Origin of the sequence: Arthrobacter castelli DSM 16402 (assembly GCF_000430705.1) — a bacterium.
Taxonomy (GTDB): domain Bacteria; phylum Actinomycetota; class Actinomycetes; order Actinomycetales; family Micrococcaceae; genus Arthrobacter_C; species Arthrobacter_C castelli.
This window is the reverse complement of record NZ_AUMN01000023.1, coordinates 58,080-73,299: the sequence shown is the minus strand read 5'-3', so window position 1 is coordinate 73,299 and position 15,220 is coordinate 58,080. Positions and strand designations below refer to the sequence as shown.

Sequence of the window (15,220 nt, the reverse complement as noted above, 5' to 3'; positions counted from 1 at the left end):
TACCAGAAGCTGCGGGCCGTCTACCACGCCAGCCCTGCCCGGGGCCGGCAACTGGTCACCGAAATACTGACCTCGTTCCCCACGTGCCCGATCCCTGAGATCGCCCGCCTCGGACGGAGCCTGCGGGCGTGGAAGAGTGCGATACTGGCCTACTTCGATACCGGAGGAGCATCAAACGGTCCCACCGAAGCGATTAACGGCGTCATCGAAACCACCCGCCGTATCGCCCGCGGATTCCGCAACTTCGCCAACTACAGGCTCAGATGCCTACTGGCCGCCGGCGGCCACCGCCCCTACCGGCGAAAAACCGCTAACCATGCCTAAATGCGAAGAGCCAACAAACGCGAATTCTTTGACCAATCCGTGTTTAACAGGGCTTGTGCCTGCCCTACTTCACCGACACGCCACCACCTATTGGCGGGATCTCTTAGCCTCAATCCACCGATGAGGTTTGGAATGAGCTTCTGATCTGATTTCGGCTGTGCTGGCGGCTTTCGGGCAGGGGTGGTGGCGGGGCCTCGCTGCCCGGTATGTTCCACTGAAGAGTCCTCGTCTCGGGCCGGTCTCGGCTGGTCGGTCAGGTTGCTGCGTGCCGTGGTGGCGCGTTGATGCTGGTGAACAGGTTCGTCCAGGCGGACTCCCACGGCCAGTCTTGGGGTAGATGCAGGATGACTTGGCGCGCTGAGGTCCCGGCTCTGGCCGGGACGCTGATCAGTTTGCGCCGGATCGTGCCCGTCGTCGCCTTGGCCAGGCCGGCACCGGCGAGGGTTGCCGCTGCCCGGGTGAGGTTGAACGCGATGACGGTCAGCACCAGCCAGGCGGCGTTGGCATTGAATTTCCCGGAGGGCAGATGTGCCAGGGCGCTGTCTTTCAGATCGGCGTTGATCTGCTCGATCACCGCATGGGCCCGGTGGATCTTGTCGGCGGTGACGGTCTCGAGATCACTGGTGGTGAAGAACGCGTGGAAGCGGTGGGTGTCAAACAGCGTCGGCTGCTCGGCATCCTTTGGATTCAGTTCCGGGATGCGACGGACCACCAGCCGACCGGGGATACGTTGGCTTTTCTTCTTCGAGGTGAAGGCGGTGAAGTCGATCTCGGCGACCTCGGCGGTGGAGATCCAGGCGCCGGTGTCCTCGTCGTAGATCGCGTCGGTGTACTCGATCCTCTGCCAGGCGTCGTCGTCGATGGCGGCGATGGCCCTCTTCACGGCCGGGTCCATCCTCACGGTGACCGACACGTCGGCCCCGCCGGTGATCGCCGCTTGCACGGCAGCGTGGCCGTAGTAGGCCGAGTCAGCCCGCACCAGCATCCGCGCCCCCGCCGTGCCGTCGAGGCGGCCGGTGGCCGCCAGCGCGTCACCGATCAGCCGACCGGCCCCGCGCGGGGAGCCGACCTGGCCTTTACGCAGTCGTTGAGCGACGATTACCGGCGCGGAGTCCGCCGTGGTGACCGTGGCCAGCATCGCGTTCAGTCCGCGCACACCGGAGTATCCATACCCGGAACCCTGCTTCTGGTAGCCGTGGACCTCGACGATCGTGTCATCGACATCAACACAGGCGTACTTATCCGGATCATGCGTGAGCAGTGGAGCGCGCGTGCTCAGGCCGGTCAACACGCGGGAGGCGACCGCGTCGAGCTGGCGGACATGGCCAAAGGTGAAAGACCGCAGGAACGAGCCGAGCGTCGACGGGGCGTACCGGCCGGTGAAGATCTTGCCCGTGCCACCGTGCTTGAGCAGGGCCATGTCATCGATCGAGTCGGCGCCGGCGACCATTCCGGCGACCAATGAGGCGACTTTCGACCCTGCGTTGGCACCCTTGTCCGTCGGCACCGTCAGCTGCTTGCCGGCCAACTCGCCCAGGCCAGCATCGGCCGCGAGTTTCACCGCCGGGACGAGACCGGCCGATGACACGAGATTCGGGTCGTCGAACGTCGCCGTGGCCACCGGCGGAGTGTGAGAGAGTTGCATCTACGAGATGTCCTTTTGACCAGTGCAATAGTTTCTTCGCCGATTACTATTTTCCCTGATCAGAGGGACATTTCCGTTTTAACGCGCCGCAACGGACTCAACCCGATCGGTGGATCCAGGCTTAGGGCGTGTCTCCTAATAGGTTGGTCCACATGGTGATGGCTCTGAGTACGGTGCCGCCGCGGTAGGTCAGGGCGAGTTTGTCGTAGCGGGTGGCCAGGCCGCGCCATTGTTTGTAGACGTTGAAGGCTCGTTCGACGACATTGCGGCGCTTGTAGTCCTCGGCATCGAAGGCCGGTGGCCGACCGCCTTTGCGGCCTTTGCGGCGGCGGTGTCCGGCCTGATCTGCCGGTTCGGCGATGACAGCTTGGATGTTCCGACTGCGCAGGCTGGTCCGGATGGCCCGTGATGAGTAGGCTTTATCGCCGCGGACTTTCTCCGGACGGGTGCGGGCCGGCCCTGGCCGGGAGACTTTCAAGTGATCCATCAGGTGGGGAAACATGGGCGCATCCCCGGACTGGCCTGGCCCGACCAGCGCCACCAGCGGGCGTCCGGCCCCATCAACGAGCGAATGGATCTTGGTCGATAGCCCGCCACGGGACCGTCCGACCGCGTGGTCACCCGGCTCGATCGACAAATCCTTGTAATTCGACGGTGCCCCCTGTGTGGCGTGGCAGGTTCGTCGCATGCTGATGGGCACGGTTGACCGTCGAATCAACCGAGATCGCCCAATCAATCAAACCGAGCTGGTCAGCATCTCCCAGCAGCGAACCCAGCACGCGGTCCCACGTGCCATCACCGCTGTAGCGTCGATGACGCTTCCACACCGTCTGCCGCGGGCCGAACTCCGCGGGCAGATCCCTTCAGGCAATACCGCACCGAAACCGGTAAATAATGCCTTCCACAACCTTTCCGGTCATCACCAAACGGGCGGCCCGGCCGCCCATGCGAAGAGGGCAACAACGGCTGGATCAACGACCACTGATCATCACTGAGTACATTGCGACAAGCCATACTCCCAGCCTGTCCGCCAAAGCCCCGCAGATAAGGAGGCACGCCCTAGCCATGAACCGCCATATATCGGTCCACCGCTTCCGGCCGTAGCGTTTGACTTGTTACCAATAAGGCAGCGCCTCGCATTCCCGAGTCCTCACCCAGCCGGGCCTTCTCCAAGGTCAACGTCCGGGTCACCGCCGGAACTGCACCTCTATAGACAGACTCCCGCACTCCGGTAAGGAACTGCTCGGGCAACTCGGCCAAGTGACCCCAGAAGGTAACAACGTCTGGACTGAGCAGGTTAACGATACCGGCGAGCACATCGCCAATATCCCGGCCAGAACCGCGGATGGCTTGGTTTGCCTTGACATTTCCCGCCCGTGCCAGGGCCACAACCTCATCGGCAGTGCTGACTACCTCCCCCGCGTCCGTCAACGTATCGACCAACGCTCGTCCACTGGCCGCAACATTTAGACATCCCACGTTTCCACAAGCACATTGCGCATCCCTGTTGGCTACCTTGGTATGCCCGATTTCACCGGAATGACCCGCACCGCCGCGGATGACTTGGCCATTAATTACAATTCCACACCCAATTGCGGTGCCGACCTTGATGCAAAGGAATACCCCAGCGTCGGACCAGTGCGCCGCATGCTCACCGAGAGCCAGCAGATTGACATCGTGATCGAGGTAGACCGGCGCCCCGAATGCTTCGCTCGTCTGGCGGGCAACAGGGTAATCAATCCACAGTCCGAATTCTTCTGTGGACTGGTCTTTGATCATTTCCAATTCAACGATGCCGGGGATACCGATACCGATGCCATGTATCTGATGGATGGAGCGGTCAGCTTCGTCCAGTAGCGCCCTGAATTCGGCCAAGAGAAAATCGAGACCGACTTCCGGCCCTACGCTCAAGTCGAGCTTCATCGTCCGTCCCCTCAACACCGTTCCGGCCAGGTCGGTTACCGCTATCCGCGTTCCCTGGATTCCAAGCTGGGCAGTAAGGATCACATGTGATGCCGGATTAAACACGAAGGAGGTCGCCGGCCGCCCCCTTCCAGCGAGTGCCTCCCCGTCGGTCCTTAGCAAACCATGCTTGATCAGTAAATCGACGCGCTCCGTCACTGTGGAACGGGATACCTGAAGCCGGGCGGCTAAAGCTGAAATCGTTGTCAGTCCCGACCGAACAAGGTCGAGGACCTCTCCTGTACGCGTCACTCGTGCGGACACGAAAGCGGCGTCCTGCCCTGGTACTTCTTGGGACTGAATCAATTGTGTGCGCTCCTTCCGGACCGAAACCGGTCAGACTTATTTTATCGAACGGATCTCACTAAAAACCCTTGACACTCTCCAACGCTCTCTGTTTATGTTGAACATCAACATAATTTACCTCACATATAACTCTCATCGACGTAAGTGGTTGCGGCTCTCAGCCAGCAAGTCGAAGCGTCGGTCAACGGATGACAACAGTTGCAGCAATGCGACAGTAGAGATGGAAGTCGGCTTCGGATGAGCAAACCAGTAAGACAACGCATAGTTCAGCGAATGGCACTCGGGCTGGTCGCCGCCGCGCTGTGTTCGGTGCTGACCGGTTGCGTGTTCACGCCATCGACGTTCAACGCGGTGGACGCCGACGACGAGCTGGTGATGTGGAGTTACGTCGGCACAGACGAGCCCTCCATGGTGGCGTTGAACAAAAAGTTCGAGCGGCAGAACCCCGGTGTCCAAGTGAAGGTCGTCAACATCCCGCTCAGTGAGTTCGGGCCGAAGCTGGTTGCGGCCGCCGGAACCAAAGCCGGTCCCGATGTCATTATTGGAAACCCGGTGGCCGATTTCGACCTGCTCGCCGGCGCAGACGTCTATGCGGATCTGTCAGAACAGCTGGACAACAGCGCCCTGCGGGAGAATCTGCAGGATGAAGCCATTTGGACCGACGGTTCGGAAGTTCTGGCCCTTCAGTGGCGCTTCAACAATCTGGGTTTCTGGTACAACAAATCGATTCTTAACAAGCACGGAATCGAACCGCCCGATACCGTGCAGGAACTCGAAAAAGCTATGACGAAAGTGATCCGGGAGTCTGAGAACTTCGGCATGGCCATGGCCGGAGCGCCGCAAGTTCCAACTGCTTGGCAGGCGATTCATTGGATGCTCGGTTACGGCGCGAACTACTGCAATATTGAGTCCAGCGGAACGGTGAAGGCGATGAAAATGGTGGACCGTTGGCAGGAGAATGGTCTGTTGGCGCCGCACGTCACGACCCTGGACCAGAACCAAGCCTTCGATGCTTTCGCGACCGGAAATTATGCTTTCGCGATCGGTGGCAGTTGGGAGATGGCCTCACTCGAGCAGTCCCCGCTTAAGTTCGACGTCGGTACGTCCCTGATCCCCGCCGGCCCGCAGGGCTCGTATTCCACCTTTGCCGGTGAGTCGATCGGCATCGGACGGTTCGCCGACAACCCGGATTTGGCCTGGGAGCTGATCAAAACCTACTTGCAACCGAGTTCGCAGCTGACAACCTTTGAAATGGTGGGCGCCTTGCCGCCCAGTCCGAAGGTACGGAGCCGCGAAGCCGTCCAGCAGGTGGAACTGTCCGAGCCTTTCGTAACGGCAATGAATGAAGACCATCTCAAGCCTTGGCCGGAAAACAGCCGGACTCTGGAGGCTCAAACCGCCGTGGGAACGATCTACAGCTCAATGCTGGCGGATGCGTTTCCTCCGAAGAAGGCTGCTAACAAGATGGCCGCTGCCGTCAAGACTGCATTCGAAAAGGGGACCGGTGACTGTTAATTCCCAAACCCGCGAAACCCGTACGATCGACACTGCCAACCGGCCAGGGACTCCACGAGGCAACCACAGGTCTTTCGGCGTCGGCCACAGTCCGAAGATGGCGTGGTTTGCCGTTCCAGCCGTCGTCTTTCTGGCCGTGCTGTCGATCTGGCCGTTGTTCAAGCTGCTCCGGATGAGTGTCAGCGAGGTCCGGCCGTCCAATCTGATCGGCGGGTGGGACTGGGTCGGCTTCAGCAACTACATTGAGGCGTTCCAGTCTGCGCAATTGTGGAAGTCAGCGTGGGCCACCCTGCTGTTCACCATCGCCCTGCTGGCTGCCAACTTGATCATCGGTTTCCTGGCGGCGAACCTGCTGGCCCGGGCGTGGAAGAGTGACATGTTCATTCAGAGCATCATGATTTTCGTCTGGGCCTTGCCGCCGGTCGTGATTGGCAACATCTGGCGTTTTCTGTTCAACGAAAACGGCCTGATCAACACCACATTGGGCCTCGCCGGCATCGAATCAGTGAATTGGCTGGGCAGCCCGGATTACGCCATCTGGACCGTAGCCTTCGTCGCCTCTTGGGCCAGCATTCCCTTCGCCGTGATGCTAATTCGGGCTGCTTTACTCAGTGTCCCCCAGGAGATCGTAGAGGCGGCGGCGATTGACGGTGCCGGACCATGGCGCATCCGTTTCCAAATCAACCTCCCGCTGATCCGCCCCACATTAACCATCTTGGCGATTCTGACAGTCATGTATGGCTTCCGGAGCTTTGACTTCGTCTACGTCCTCACCAAAGGCGGGCCGGGAACTTCAAGTGCGACGCTCCCCTACCTTGCCTACCGCGAAGCGTTCACCAAACTCGACTTCAGTCAGGGTGCCACCATTGCCACCATTGCCATGGTGTTCGTGGTGATTGTCGCCCTTGTCTACGCACGCGCGTCCAGAAGGGAACTTCAGCTATGAACCCGGGCAGATCAACAGTTGGGGGATTCATAAGCCGTGCGGCGCTGGTGTTCTTCTACGCCTTTCCGCTGCTCTGGATGGTGATGACGTCGTTCAAGTCGCAGTCCGACATTCTGGCGAACCCATCAGGTTTCATCTTCGCCCCGGTACTGGACGCATATCAAACAGTTGCCGGCGACGCCTGGCCCGCAATAATCAACTCGACGCAGGTTGCGCTGGGGACCACGACCGTGGTGATTGCCCTCGCAGTCCCCGCCGCATACGGACTGGTGCGCAGCAAACACCGGATCTGGGCACGAATCACCACCCTGCTCTTGATCCTCATCATCGTGCTGCAGATGGTGCCTCAAGCCATGGCGGTCATCCCACTTTATGGCGTGCTGACACAGCTCCATGTGGTGAACACAATTTCCGGGTTGATCCTCGCCGACGCTGCGCTGTTCCTGCCCTTCGCCATTGTGCTGCTGCGGCCTTTCATCCAGAGCATCCCCATCGAACTCGAAGAAGCATCAATCGTCGACGGCGCCTCTTTCTGGAGGACATTCGTTTCCGTGGTCCTGCCGTTGGCCCGCAATGGCATCGTCACGGTCTGCGTCATGGTCTTCATGCTCACCTGGGGCGAATTCATCTATGGCGTGACCTTGCTGTCCGTCCCGGATGGCTATCCAGTCAGTTCCATCCTCGCCCAGCAGATCAGTCTCTACGGAACCGAATGGAACCGGCTGATGGCCCTGGCAGTGCTGACCACATTGCCCATCCTGATCGTCTTCTTGTTCAGTCAAAAGCGGCTTTCCGAGGGGATGCTGCGCGGGGCCGTGAAGTAGCCGGCACACGCATCAACCAGAGAGGAGGACCATGACGACGACGGCGACCATCGCGCTGCTCGGCGCACTCGACACCAAGGGAACGGAGTACGGCTTCGTCAGAGATCAGCTGCATGCCGAGGGGTGCGACGCGCTGCTGATCGACACCGGTGTGCTCGGTGAGCCGCAGATAGCGGCGGACATTTCCCGGCGCCAAGTGGCAGCAACGGCGGGAGCCAGCCTCGACCGGCTCCAGGAGCAGCACGAGCGTGGTCCCGGCATGAAAACCATGGCCGACGGCGCAGCCTTAATCCTGGAAGGTTTGGTCGTCTCAGGAGATGTCGACGGCACGTTGGCCCTGGGCGGCTCAAACGCCGCCTACATCTTTGCCGCCGCATGTGCCCGCCTGCCGCTCGGCCTTCCCAAGGTCCTCGTCTCCACCATGGCCACCGGCGATACCCGCCCCTATGTCGGGCATACCGACATGATCCTGGTGAATCCCGTCGTCGACATTAATGGCCTCAACCGAATCTCCAAACCGGTCCTCGCCAATGCCGCTAAGGCATGCGCAGGGATGGTTCGGTCACCCTTCACTGGCGCAGAAGGTGCGGCCAGAGCTGTAGCAGTCTCGATGTTCGGCGTCACCACCCCGTGCGGAGCCCAGCTGGCCACACAACTGGAGCAAGCAGGACTCGAACCCTTGACCTTCCACTGCACCGGTACCGGCGGACAGACCATGGAGGAACTCATCCGCTCCGGAACCTTCGCTGCCGTTGCAGATATGACGACGACGGAACTCGCCGATGATCTCGTCGGTGGCGTCTGCTCCGCCGGACCAGAACGGCTCACGGCCGCAGGCAAGGCTGGAATCCCGCAGGTTGTCAGCCTGGGTGCCTTGGACATGGTCAACTTCGGGCCGGCATCGTCTGTCCCTGCACAGTTCGCCAATCGGCTGTTCCATGAACACAATCCGGAAGTGACGCTGATGCGCACTACGAAAGAGGAATCCGCGGAGCTCGGACGCCACATCGCTGAGAAGCTCAACACCGCCACGGCACCGGTGACGGTGCTGATCCCCGCCGGCGGATTCTCCATGCTGTCCACACCCGGGGAGCCGTTTCACGATCCGGCGGCCGATGCCGCGCTCATCGATTCCCTCACCGCGGGTCTGCGGGACACCATCGACGTGCGCACCTTTGAGTGCGACATCAATGATCCAGCGGTGGCCGAAGCTGCTGCCGACGTCGTCATTAACTACATGGGAGAAGCAATAAATGACTGATGACAACCCCATCCGCGCCAGACTAGCCGGCAAGGTCGCAAACAGCGAAGCGATCATTGGCGGCGGCGCCGGGACCGGCCTGTCGGCCAAGTGCGCTCAGGCGGCCGGGCTCGACCTGATCGTGATCTACAACTCCGGCCGGTTCCGGATGGCTGGCCGCAGCTCCATGGCCGGGTTGATGCCCTACGGTGACGCGAACGCCATCGTGATGGAGATGGGCGCTGAGGTGCTGCCCGTCGTGGAATCCATCCCGGTCTTCGCGGGAGTTTGCGGTACGGATCCTTTCCGTTCCATGCCGCAGTTCCTCGACGAGGTGCAGCGGATGGGGTTTACCGGCGTGCAGAATTATCCCACCGTATGCCTGTTCGACGGCGTTATCCGGGCGAATCTCGAAGAAACCGGGTTGGGCTTCGGTAAAGAGGTGGAGATGATCCGCCTCGCACGCGAACGCGGGCTGATGACCATGGCATACGTCCACGACGAGGACGAGGCCGGCGCTATGACGGAAGCGGGAGCAGACATACTTGTCCCCCACATGGGACTGACCACGTCCGGCATGATCGGCGCCCAAACCGCTATGACATTGGACGACGCCGCGATGCGGGTGTCGGAGCTGCAGAAAGTCATCGCACACCACAACCCGAACGCAACAGTGCTCTGTCACGGCGGGCCCATCGCTGGACCTGAAGACGCCGAGTATATTCTGTCGAATGTCGCAGGAGTACACGGCTTTTTAGGCGCCTCCAGCATGGAGCGGTTACCGACCGAGGTCGCGATGGTGGACCGCATGCGGCGCTTTGTCGACCTCTCTACCCGCAACCAACCGCAGAACGGCGCGGCATCTCGTTCGAAAGGCGACAGCTGAATGTATCGAGTCAGTATTCTGTACGGCACTCCAACTGATCTACAAGCCTTTGACCATTACTACAGGGAGGTCCATATCCCCATCGCAAAACGAATGCGCGGTCTCACCCGGTGGACATTGACGTGGGTAGGACAGCAGGACGGCGATATGGCGCCAGCGGTCCATCTCATCGCAGACCTGTACGCGGCCGACGAAAAATCCATGGACGCCGTCCTCACCTCTGATGAAGGCCAAGCCGCCGCGGCCGACGTCGACAACTTCGCTACTGGCGGCGTCACCTTCCTGTACGGCAACGAGGAGACAGTTCTTTAATGACGAACCCAACCACACTGAATATCGCCGTCGTCGGCCTGGGCTTTGGCGAGGACTTCCTGCCCATCTACCGCGACCACCCCCATGTTGGCGACGTCGGCATCGTCGACCCGGATGTCCAGCGCCTGACCGACATCGGCGACCGCTACGGAGTGAAACACCGGTATCGGGACTTTGACGATGTGCTGACCGATCAACACTGGGACGCCATCCACATTCTGGCACCGGTGAAATTTCACGCCGACTACGCGATCCGCACCATGCAAGCGGGCAAGCATTGTGCCTGTGCTGTGCCCATGGCCACCGAGCTCGATGAGCTGGAGGCAATCCTTGCCGTCCAAGCCGCGACAGGCATGACCTACATGATGATGGAAACCACCGTGTACTCCCGCGAGTTCCGAGGCCTCACCGCACTGCACGAGAGCGGGGATCTTGGCCAACTCACCTTGTACGACGGCATCCATGTGCAGAACCTTGATGGCTATCCTCACTACTGGCTCGGCTATCCCCCAATGAAGTACCTGACCCACGCCCTCTCCCCCGTTCTGCAGTTGACGGGAAGTGTCGTTCAGGACGTGGTCGCCTACGGCACCGGACGGCTCACTAATGAAAGACGCGGCGGCGAGTACGACAATCCCTTTCCCACCGAAGTCGGATTGTTCAGGCTCAGCAACACCGAAGCGGTCGCTGATATCACCATGTCATTCTTCCAAACCGCACGACCCTACATTGAAGGCTTCAATGTTTACGGCAGCAAGCGGAGTGTCGAGTGGCCGGCCCTGGACGATGATCCGATGCGGATGTTCGAACTGCTTCCCCTGGATCCTGAACAATCAGACACGGGCCTCCGCGGGAGAAGGTCCTCTGTCGGGACTTTGGATTTCGACGACGGCGAGACGCGCCTGCCGAAATCACTGGTAAAGTATCTGCGGCCTTACCAGGTCCCGACGCCCATTGGAGGAACGCCTACGAAGGTGCCCGCCCATGGGGGCTCCCACCCGCATCTGGTGCATGAGTTCATCTCCAGTATCATGGAAAACCGCCCACCAATGATCGACACCGCAACCTCTGCGGCTTGGACAGCACCCGGCATCTGTGCACATCAGTCAGCACTCCAGGATGGCGAACGAATCACAGTGCCGCGGTACTGACTCAAATTGCCGAGTGCTGTCTGCAGAAGGGCTGGGCCTGCCGGTTTCCCTACACCTCAAACCAGGAATGTGCCGAAGCACTGACAGCATCGTTAGACTTCTACAACAACCACCGGACGCACAGCGCGATCGGGGGAGACCACCCATCAACCGGTGTCAACCACCTACTGCCTGAGTACAACTAGAGCGTGTGATGGGTCCAGCGTCCTGCCAACAACGTGCCCGCAACAGGCGTATTTCGTAGAGTTTTGGTATCCGCCTGGAACGGGTCAGCGTCGGTGATCACCAAGTCTGCGGGGTCGCCCTCGCGCACGAGGCTCCCGCGCCGGGCTGAAGATGACAGCGCGACCTCGAGCGAAATGCGCTTGCAAGTCGCCGCTGACCAGCACGATGGGGACATCCCGGGAAATATCGTCGAGTTGCTCGACTGTGGGGGAATCAGACCACAGCCCGTCTCGGAATCCGTAGCCTTCAATTCTGCCGTTGGCGGGCAATTTTTCGCTCGCTAGACGGTCGGCGACCATCCGCGGCCGAGGTGGCACTCCGTGAGCACGAAAGACCCGATCGAAGTGGCAGCGGCCATCGCCCGGCTCTCGGAACTTGCGGAGTCCGGAACCGGTTCTGCCGAGAGTTGCTGGAGTCAGTTGGTCGTGCATTCGGACGAGCTGCCTCGAACCTTGCGAATGCACTCGATCTTGAAGCAATAGTTTTCGGCGGACCGGAATGGCCGGAGGAGCTCTCTAAAGTCGTGCTTCCCATAGCAGAGCGGACCCGTTGGCGCCGCGTCTCTGATCATGTACAGGACAGTGGCAGCTTCGTGTACAAACCTCATCTTAGCCTGGCGGTTGTCCTAGTAGCCCACCTCGACACCGGTGCTGTCGCCTATGAATTTCGCTTGAAACGATCTTTTATCTGATCCGTCTTTTGAATGCATTCAAAGTAACTATTCAATTCCGGGGCTAAGTGCGGCACCGTGACCACGGTCCCGCCAGCGCGTAATGACTCTGTTGCTGCAACACCAGTGGCGACAGCATAGCGCGCGGCAACCGGCGAGGTCTCGGTGCGTGACCCGCCACGCAGGAAATCTAAAAACTCGGTGATGATGCGTCGGTCGGAACCACCGTGTGTACCAGATTCCTCCGAAACTGCCAGCTCCTTGTCTCCCTCTGCCCGATAGTTGGAACGGCGGTTCCAAACTTTAATGGTCGCGTCTTTGTCGTCACCAAAATTTTCCAGCCGTCCCTCAGTGCCGATAACAGTGTAATTGCGCCAGTAGTCGGGGGTGAAGTGGCACTGCTGGTACGTTGCAATGATGTTATTATCAAGTTGAAGATTTACTACGCTGAGATCTTCAACGTCAATTAGCGGGTTCAAACCCTGCTGGGCGAGCGGTGGCCAATTGCTCTCACTAAACCAATCTTGCATGACCTGGCTGCTGCGATCGGATCTGTCCTCGATCTGTCCATAGACAGAAAGGTTCCCGAAGGCGCTAAGCCGATTGGTGTATCCACCAGCGAGCCAATGGATTATATCGATGTCATGAGCGCCTTTTTGTAGGAGCAGGCTGGTAACTTTGCTTCGCTCCGCGTGCCAATCTTTAAAGTAGTAGTCGCCGCCATGGCCGACGAAGTGCCGGCACCAAATGGATTTCACCTCACCGATATCACCTTTGCTAATGACGTCGCGCATTAAGCGCGTGAAAGGCATATAACGCATATTGTGGCCGACATAGAGCGGCGTGCCGCTGGACTGCGCCGTTTGGAGCACTCGGTCAGCCTCATCAGTGGTAATCGCCAGCGGCTTCTCGATATATACCGCGATGCCGCTTTGGAGGAAATCAATGGCCAGTTCCGCATGCGTCGCATCCGGGGTAATGATGAAGACACCGTCAAGCCGGATGTTGAGGAGATCTCGATGATTAGATGCCATCACGAGATCGTTTCCGAAGGTCTTCCTAGCGCTCTCCCGACGAGCTGTGATGGGATCACAGACTGCGACAATGCGCGAACCATTGCCGGGGTTATGCGCTAATGATGCAAGCTGATGCCGTGCACCCAACCCGATAACGCCGAGACGTAAGTCTGTCCTGCTGCTGACCAATGGGCTTCTCCTAGAATCGCATCCTGCTTGTCACCAAATCGTTGTCATGTTGACGTAGCGCAGCGCATGGGCTGCCGACGAACGTCTGCACCTATCGGAACCTTCCATCCGATGTTGCGGGGTTAGGAAACTTTGTTTGATTCGCTCACGGGGACATGGTCGCCTTTGACACCAAAACACGGCGGAGTGCCCCCATTCTCGCCACGCTGTCATCGAGACCACCGGGGCGACTGCGAAGCAGCCACGTCTGGCGGTGCCCTTCAAGCAGCGAGTCGAGTCGATTCAGTAAGGCTTGGGCTCGTCGCGGTGGCAATACGTGTATACCTCCAGGGCGTAGGCGTAGTAGATCAGCTCCGAACCGGGCGAACATAATCGCCTGTCTTGTTTCACTCATCATCACGCTGCCATCGAGAGCTGCCGGCTCCGCGCAATCAAGATCCTGCAGACATTGCGTGAGGATACTATCGGCATTCTCGATACCCGCCACATCCGGCCACTCCCCTTCGACAAGGTCACCGCCTTCATTCAACACCGTAAAGAGCTGGCTGCCATTGAGCAGTGGGGCATCGAGCGCCCTCGCTGCACGTCCGATTTCCACGAGAACTCGGCCTAGAATGCCCGAAGGATCCATGACCACGTGGGCGTTAAGCACCTCAGCTATGTCCAGCTCACGGTTAGTGTCGAGACACCAACTCACTGCTCCACCGAAGAGCGCGGGTCCGAACCAGACGGAAGGGGGATCATACATGCCATTGTCACCCCAGATCGTGTTGATATACCCGCCAGCCGAGTAATCCAGACCTATCTCTGCAGCGTCAATCATGTTTTCGACAGCGTTGTCTATACGTCCCGTAAATGAGTGCCATGTGCCGGTGCCGGGCGCGACCCAAAAATTCTCGCCTGCCTCGGTCAACACTCGGGCACTGCCGCGGAACCCTAGTTGTAATCCTTCAACATCGAGACCGATGCTCGACCAGCGTGCACGTTGTTCATCAGAAGCCCGCTCAAAAGCGTCGCGGGTAAGCGACGGGGAGTCATACTGCCACACGATCGGAATCGCCCCAGCGGGGACCTGCCCCATGAGTTCGGGATGTTCACCGAAAATGTCCGCCCAAAATTCGACCTGGTATCCACGCTCTGTCCAGGGACGGACAATCCAGGAAACGTAATCGAAATAGACAGCCGCCAGACCCCGACTAGCTACTTCAGCAGCGCTATCGCCCAGACCGAGCTCCCATGGCTCGTCAGCCCCGATATTCACGCGCTTGGTTCGGAACAGCGGCAACAGTTCTTCGAGTAGTCCTACAACAAAATCAGCATTCTCCCTCGTAGGTGCAAGGGTGCTGGCCTCATGGTGTTTTCCCAACCGTACAAACCCGGCCCTCTGTTCGGCCCGGTGCCGATACGGCTCATGCTTAAGCCACCGTTCCATGTGTCCTAATGTGTTTTGGTTTGCCACCAGGTCGATATCCCGTGCAGCACACTGGTCATCAAGCCAGTGAATGTCATCGACAGTGAGTGGCGACGCTTGCTCCCAAACAACATCGTGTCCAGCGTAAGCGAACGTATGCTCGGTATAGAGCTCAAATTGGTTGATACGCGCAAGCGACAACAGATCGATGAGTCGAATCAGCGTTCGCCGGGTTGGCACCCGATCTCGACTGACATCCAGCATGCAACCACGAACTGCAAAATCTGGCCAATCCTCAACACTGACAGACACACTCGAAAAGTCACCCATCGAGCGCATCTGCTCAAGCGCTCGCTGCCCGTAGCGAAGGCCCCTGCTGTCCCGGTACTGAAGGCGAATGCGTGTCCGGTTGGTCTGCAGCCGAAAGCCCTCCGAAGGTAGCGCCTTGTCGACCTCGACAATCAATGGAGTATGAGCTGTGGGGCCTGCCTCTTCATGTTCCTTGTACCAGCGCGGTTTAGGAAATAGAACATCTGCTACAGACAAGGGGATTCCGATCAGTTAGTCATGGTTGTAGACCGCGCATTTTTGCTGCGCT

At 59.4% G+C, this 15,220-nt stretch carries 12 protein-coding genes and 1 pseudogene; 8 read left to right on the top strand and 5 right to left on the bottom strand.

The window, feature by feature from the left end:
- The coding region (locus H535_RS0118865) for a transposase (protein WP_026820775.1) at positions 1–324 on the top strand (324 nt) is incomplete at its 5' end.
- Positions 325–577: 253 nt separating this feature from the next.
- Here H535_RS0118865 and H535_RS0118860 read toward each other — a convergent pair.
- The 3 genes and pseudogenes from H535_RS0118860 to H535_RS26650 all read right to left on the bottom strand — a co-directional run bounded on the left by H535_RS0118860 (position 578) and on the right by H535_RS26650 (position 4,237).
- The gene (locus H535_RS0118860) at positions 578–1,969 is read right to left on the bottom strand and encodes an IS1380 family transposase (protein WP_026820774.1); all 1,392 of its coding nucleotides are present in this window, start codon (positions 1,967–1,969) and stop codon (positions 578–580) included.
- A 121-nt stretch (positions 1,970–2,090) separates the two neighbouring features.
- Positions 2,091–2,983: pseudogene (locus H535_RS29175) on the bottom strand (IS5 family transposase).
- Between the two features lie 45 nt (positions 2,984–3,028).
- Positions 3,029–4,237, bottom strand: coding sequence for an ROK family transcriptional regulator (locus H535_RS26650; RefSeq protein WP_211236634.1), 1,209 nt, complete (start codon positions 4,235–4,237; stop codon positions 3,029–3,031).
- Positions 4,238–4,510: 273 nt separating this feature from the next.
- On the opposite strand from H535_RS26650, the gene H535_RS0118840 reads away from it, so the two are divergent.
- The 7 genes from H535_RS0118840 (at position 4,511) to H535_RS0118810 (ending at position 11,111) form a co-directional block, all read left to right on the top strand.
- Positions 4,511–5,752 (top strand): ABC transporter substrate-binding protein, encoded by a 1,242-nt coding sequence (locus tag H535_RS0118840; RefSeq protein ID WP_026820770.1) that lies wholly within the window; start codon positions 4,511–4,513, stop codon positions 5,750–5,752.
- Positions 5,753–5,849: 97 nt separating this feature from the next.
- Positions 5,850–6,698, top strand: coding sequence for a carbohydrate ABC transporter permease (locus H535_RS0118835; protein WP_026820769.1), 849 nt, complete (start codon positions 5,850–5,852; stop codon positions 6,696–6,698).
- On the top strand, positions 6,695–7,522 hold the full coding sequence (locus H535_RS0118830; protein WP_026820768.1) for a carbohydrate ABC transporter permease: 828 nt from the start codon (positions 6,695–6,697) through the stop codon (positions 7,520–7,522). Before H535_RS0118835 ends, H535_RS0118830 begins: the two co-directional genes overlap by 4 nt.
- A 31-nt stretch (positions 7,523–7,553) precedes the next feature.
- Positions 7,554–8,783: a Tm-1-like ATP-binding domain-containing protein gene (locus H535_RS0118825; protein WP_026820767.1), complete on the top strand. Its 1,230-nt coding sequence runs from the start codon at positions 7,554–7,556 to the stop codon at positions 8,781–8,783.
- Positions 8,776–9,648, top strand: coding sequence for a phosphoenolpyruvate hydrolase family protein (locus H535_RS26645; RefSeq protein WP_081416811.1), 873 nt, complete (start codon positions 8,776–8,778; stop codon positions 9,646–9,648). The genes H535_RS0118825 and H535_RS26645 overlap by 8 nt, the downstream gene beginning before the upstream one ends.
- Positions 9,649–9,960, top strand: a complete 312-nt coding sequence (locus H535_RS0118815; protein ID WP_026820766.1) for an EthD family reductase — start codon at positions 9,649–9,651, stop codon at positions 9,958–9,960.
- Positions 9,960–11,111 carry a Gfo/Idh/MocA family protein gene (locus H535_RS0118810; RefSeq protein ID WP_026820765.1) on the top strand — a complete coding sequence of 384 codons (1,152 nt, stop codon included), beginning with the start codon at positions 9,960–9,962 and terminating at the stop codon, positions 11,109–11,111. The genes H535_RS0118815 and H535_RS0118810 overlap by 1 nt, the downstream gene beginning before the upstream one ends.
- Positions 11,112–11,993: 882 nt before the next feature.
- On the opposite strand, the gene H535_RS0118800 is transcribed toward H535_RS0118810, so the two are convergent.
- Positions 11,994–13,211 carry a Gfo/Idh/MocA family protein gene (locus tag H535_RS0118800; RefSeq protein WP_026820763.1) on the bottom strand — a complete coding sequence of 406 codons (1,218 nt, stop codon included), beginning with the start codon at positions 13,209–13,211 and terminating at the stop codon, positions 11,994–11,996.
- 145 nt (positions 13,212–13,356) lie between these two features.
- Complete coding sequence (locus H535_RS0118795) at positions 13,357–15,168, bottom strand: family 20 glycosylhydrolase (RefSeq protein WP_035770167.1); 1,812 nt, start codon at positions 15,166–15,168, stop codon at positions 13,357–13,359.
- Positions 15,169–15,220 lie beyond the last annotated feature (52 nt).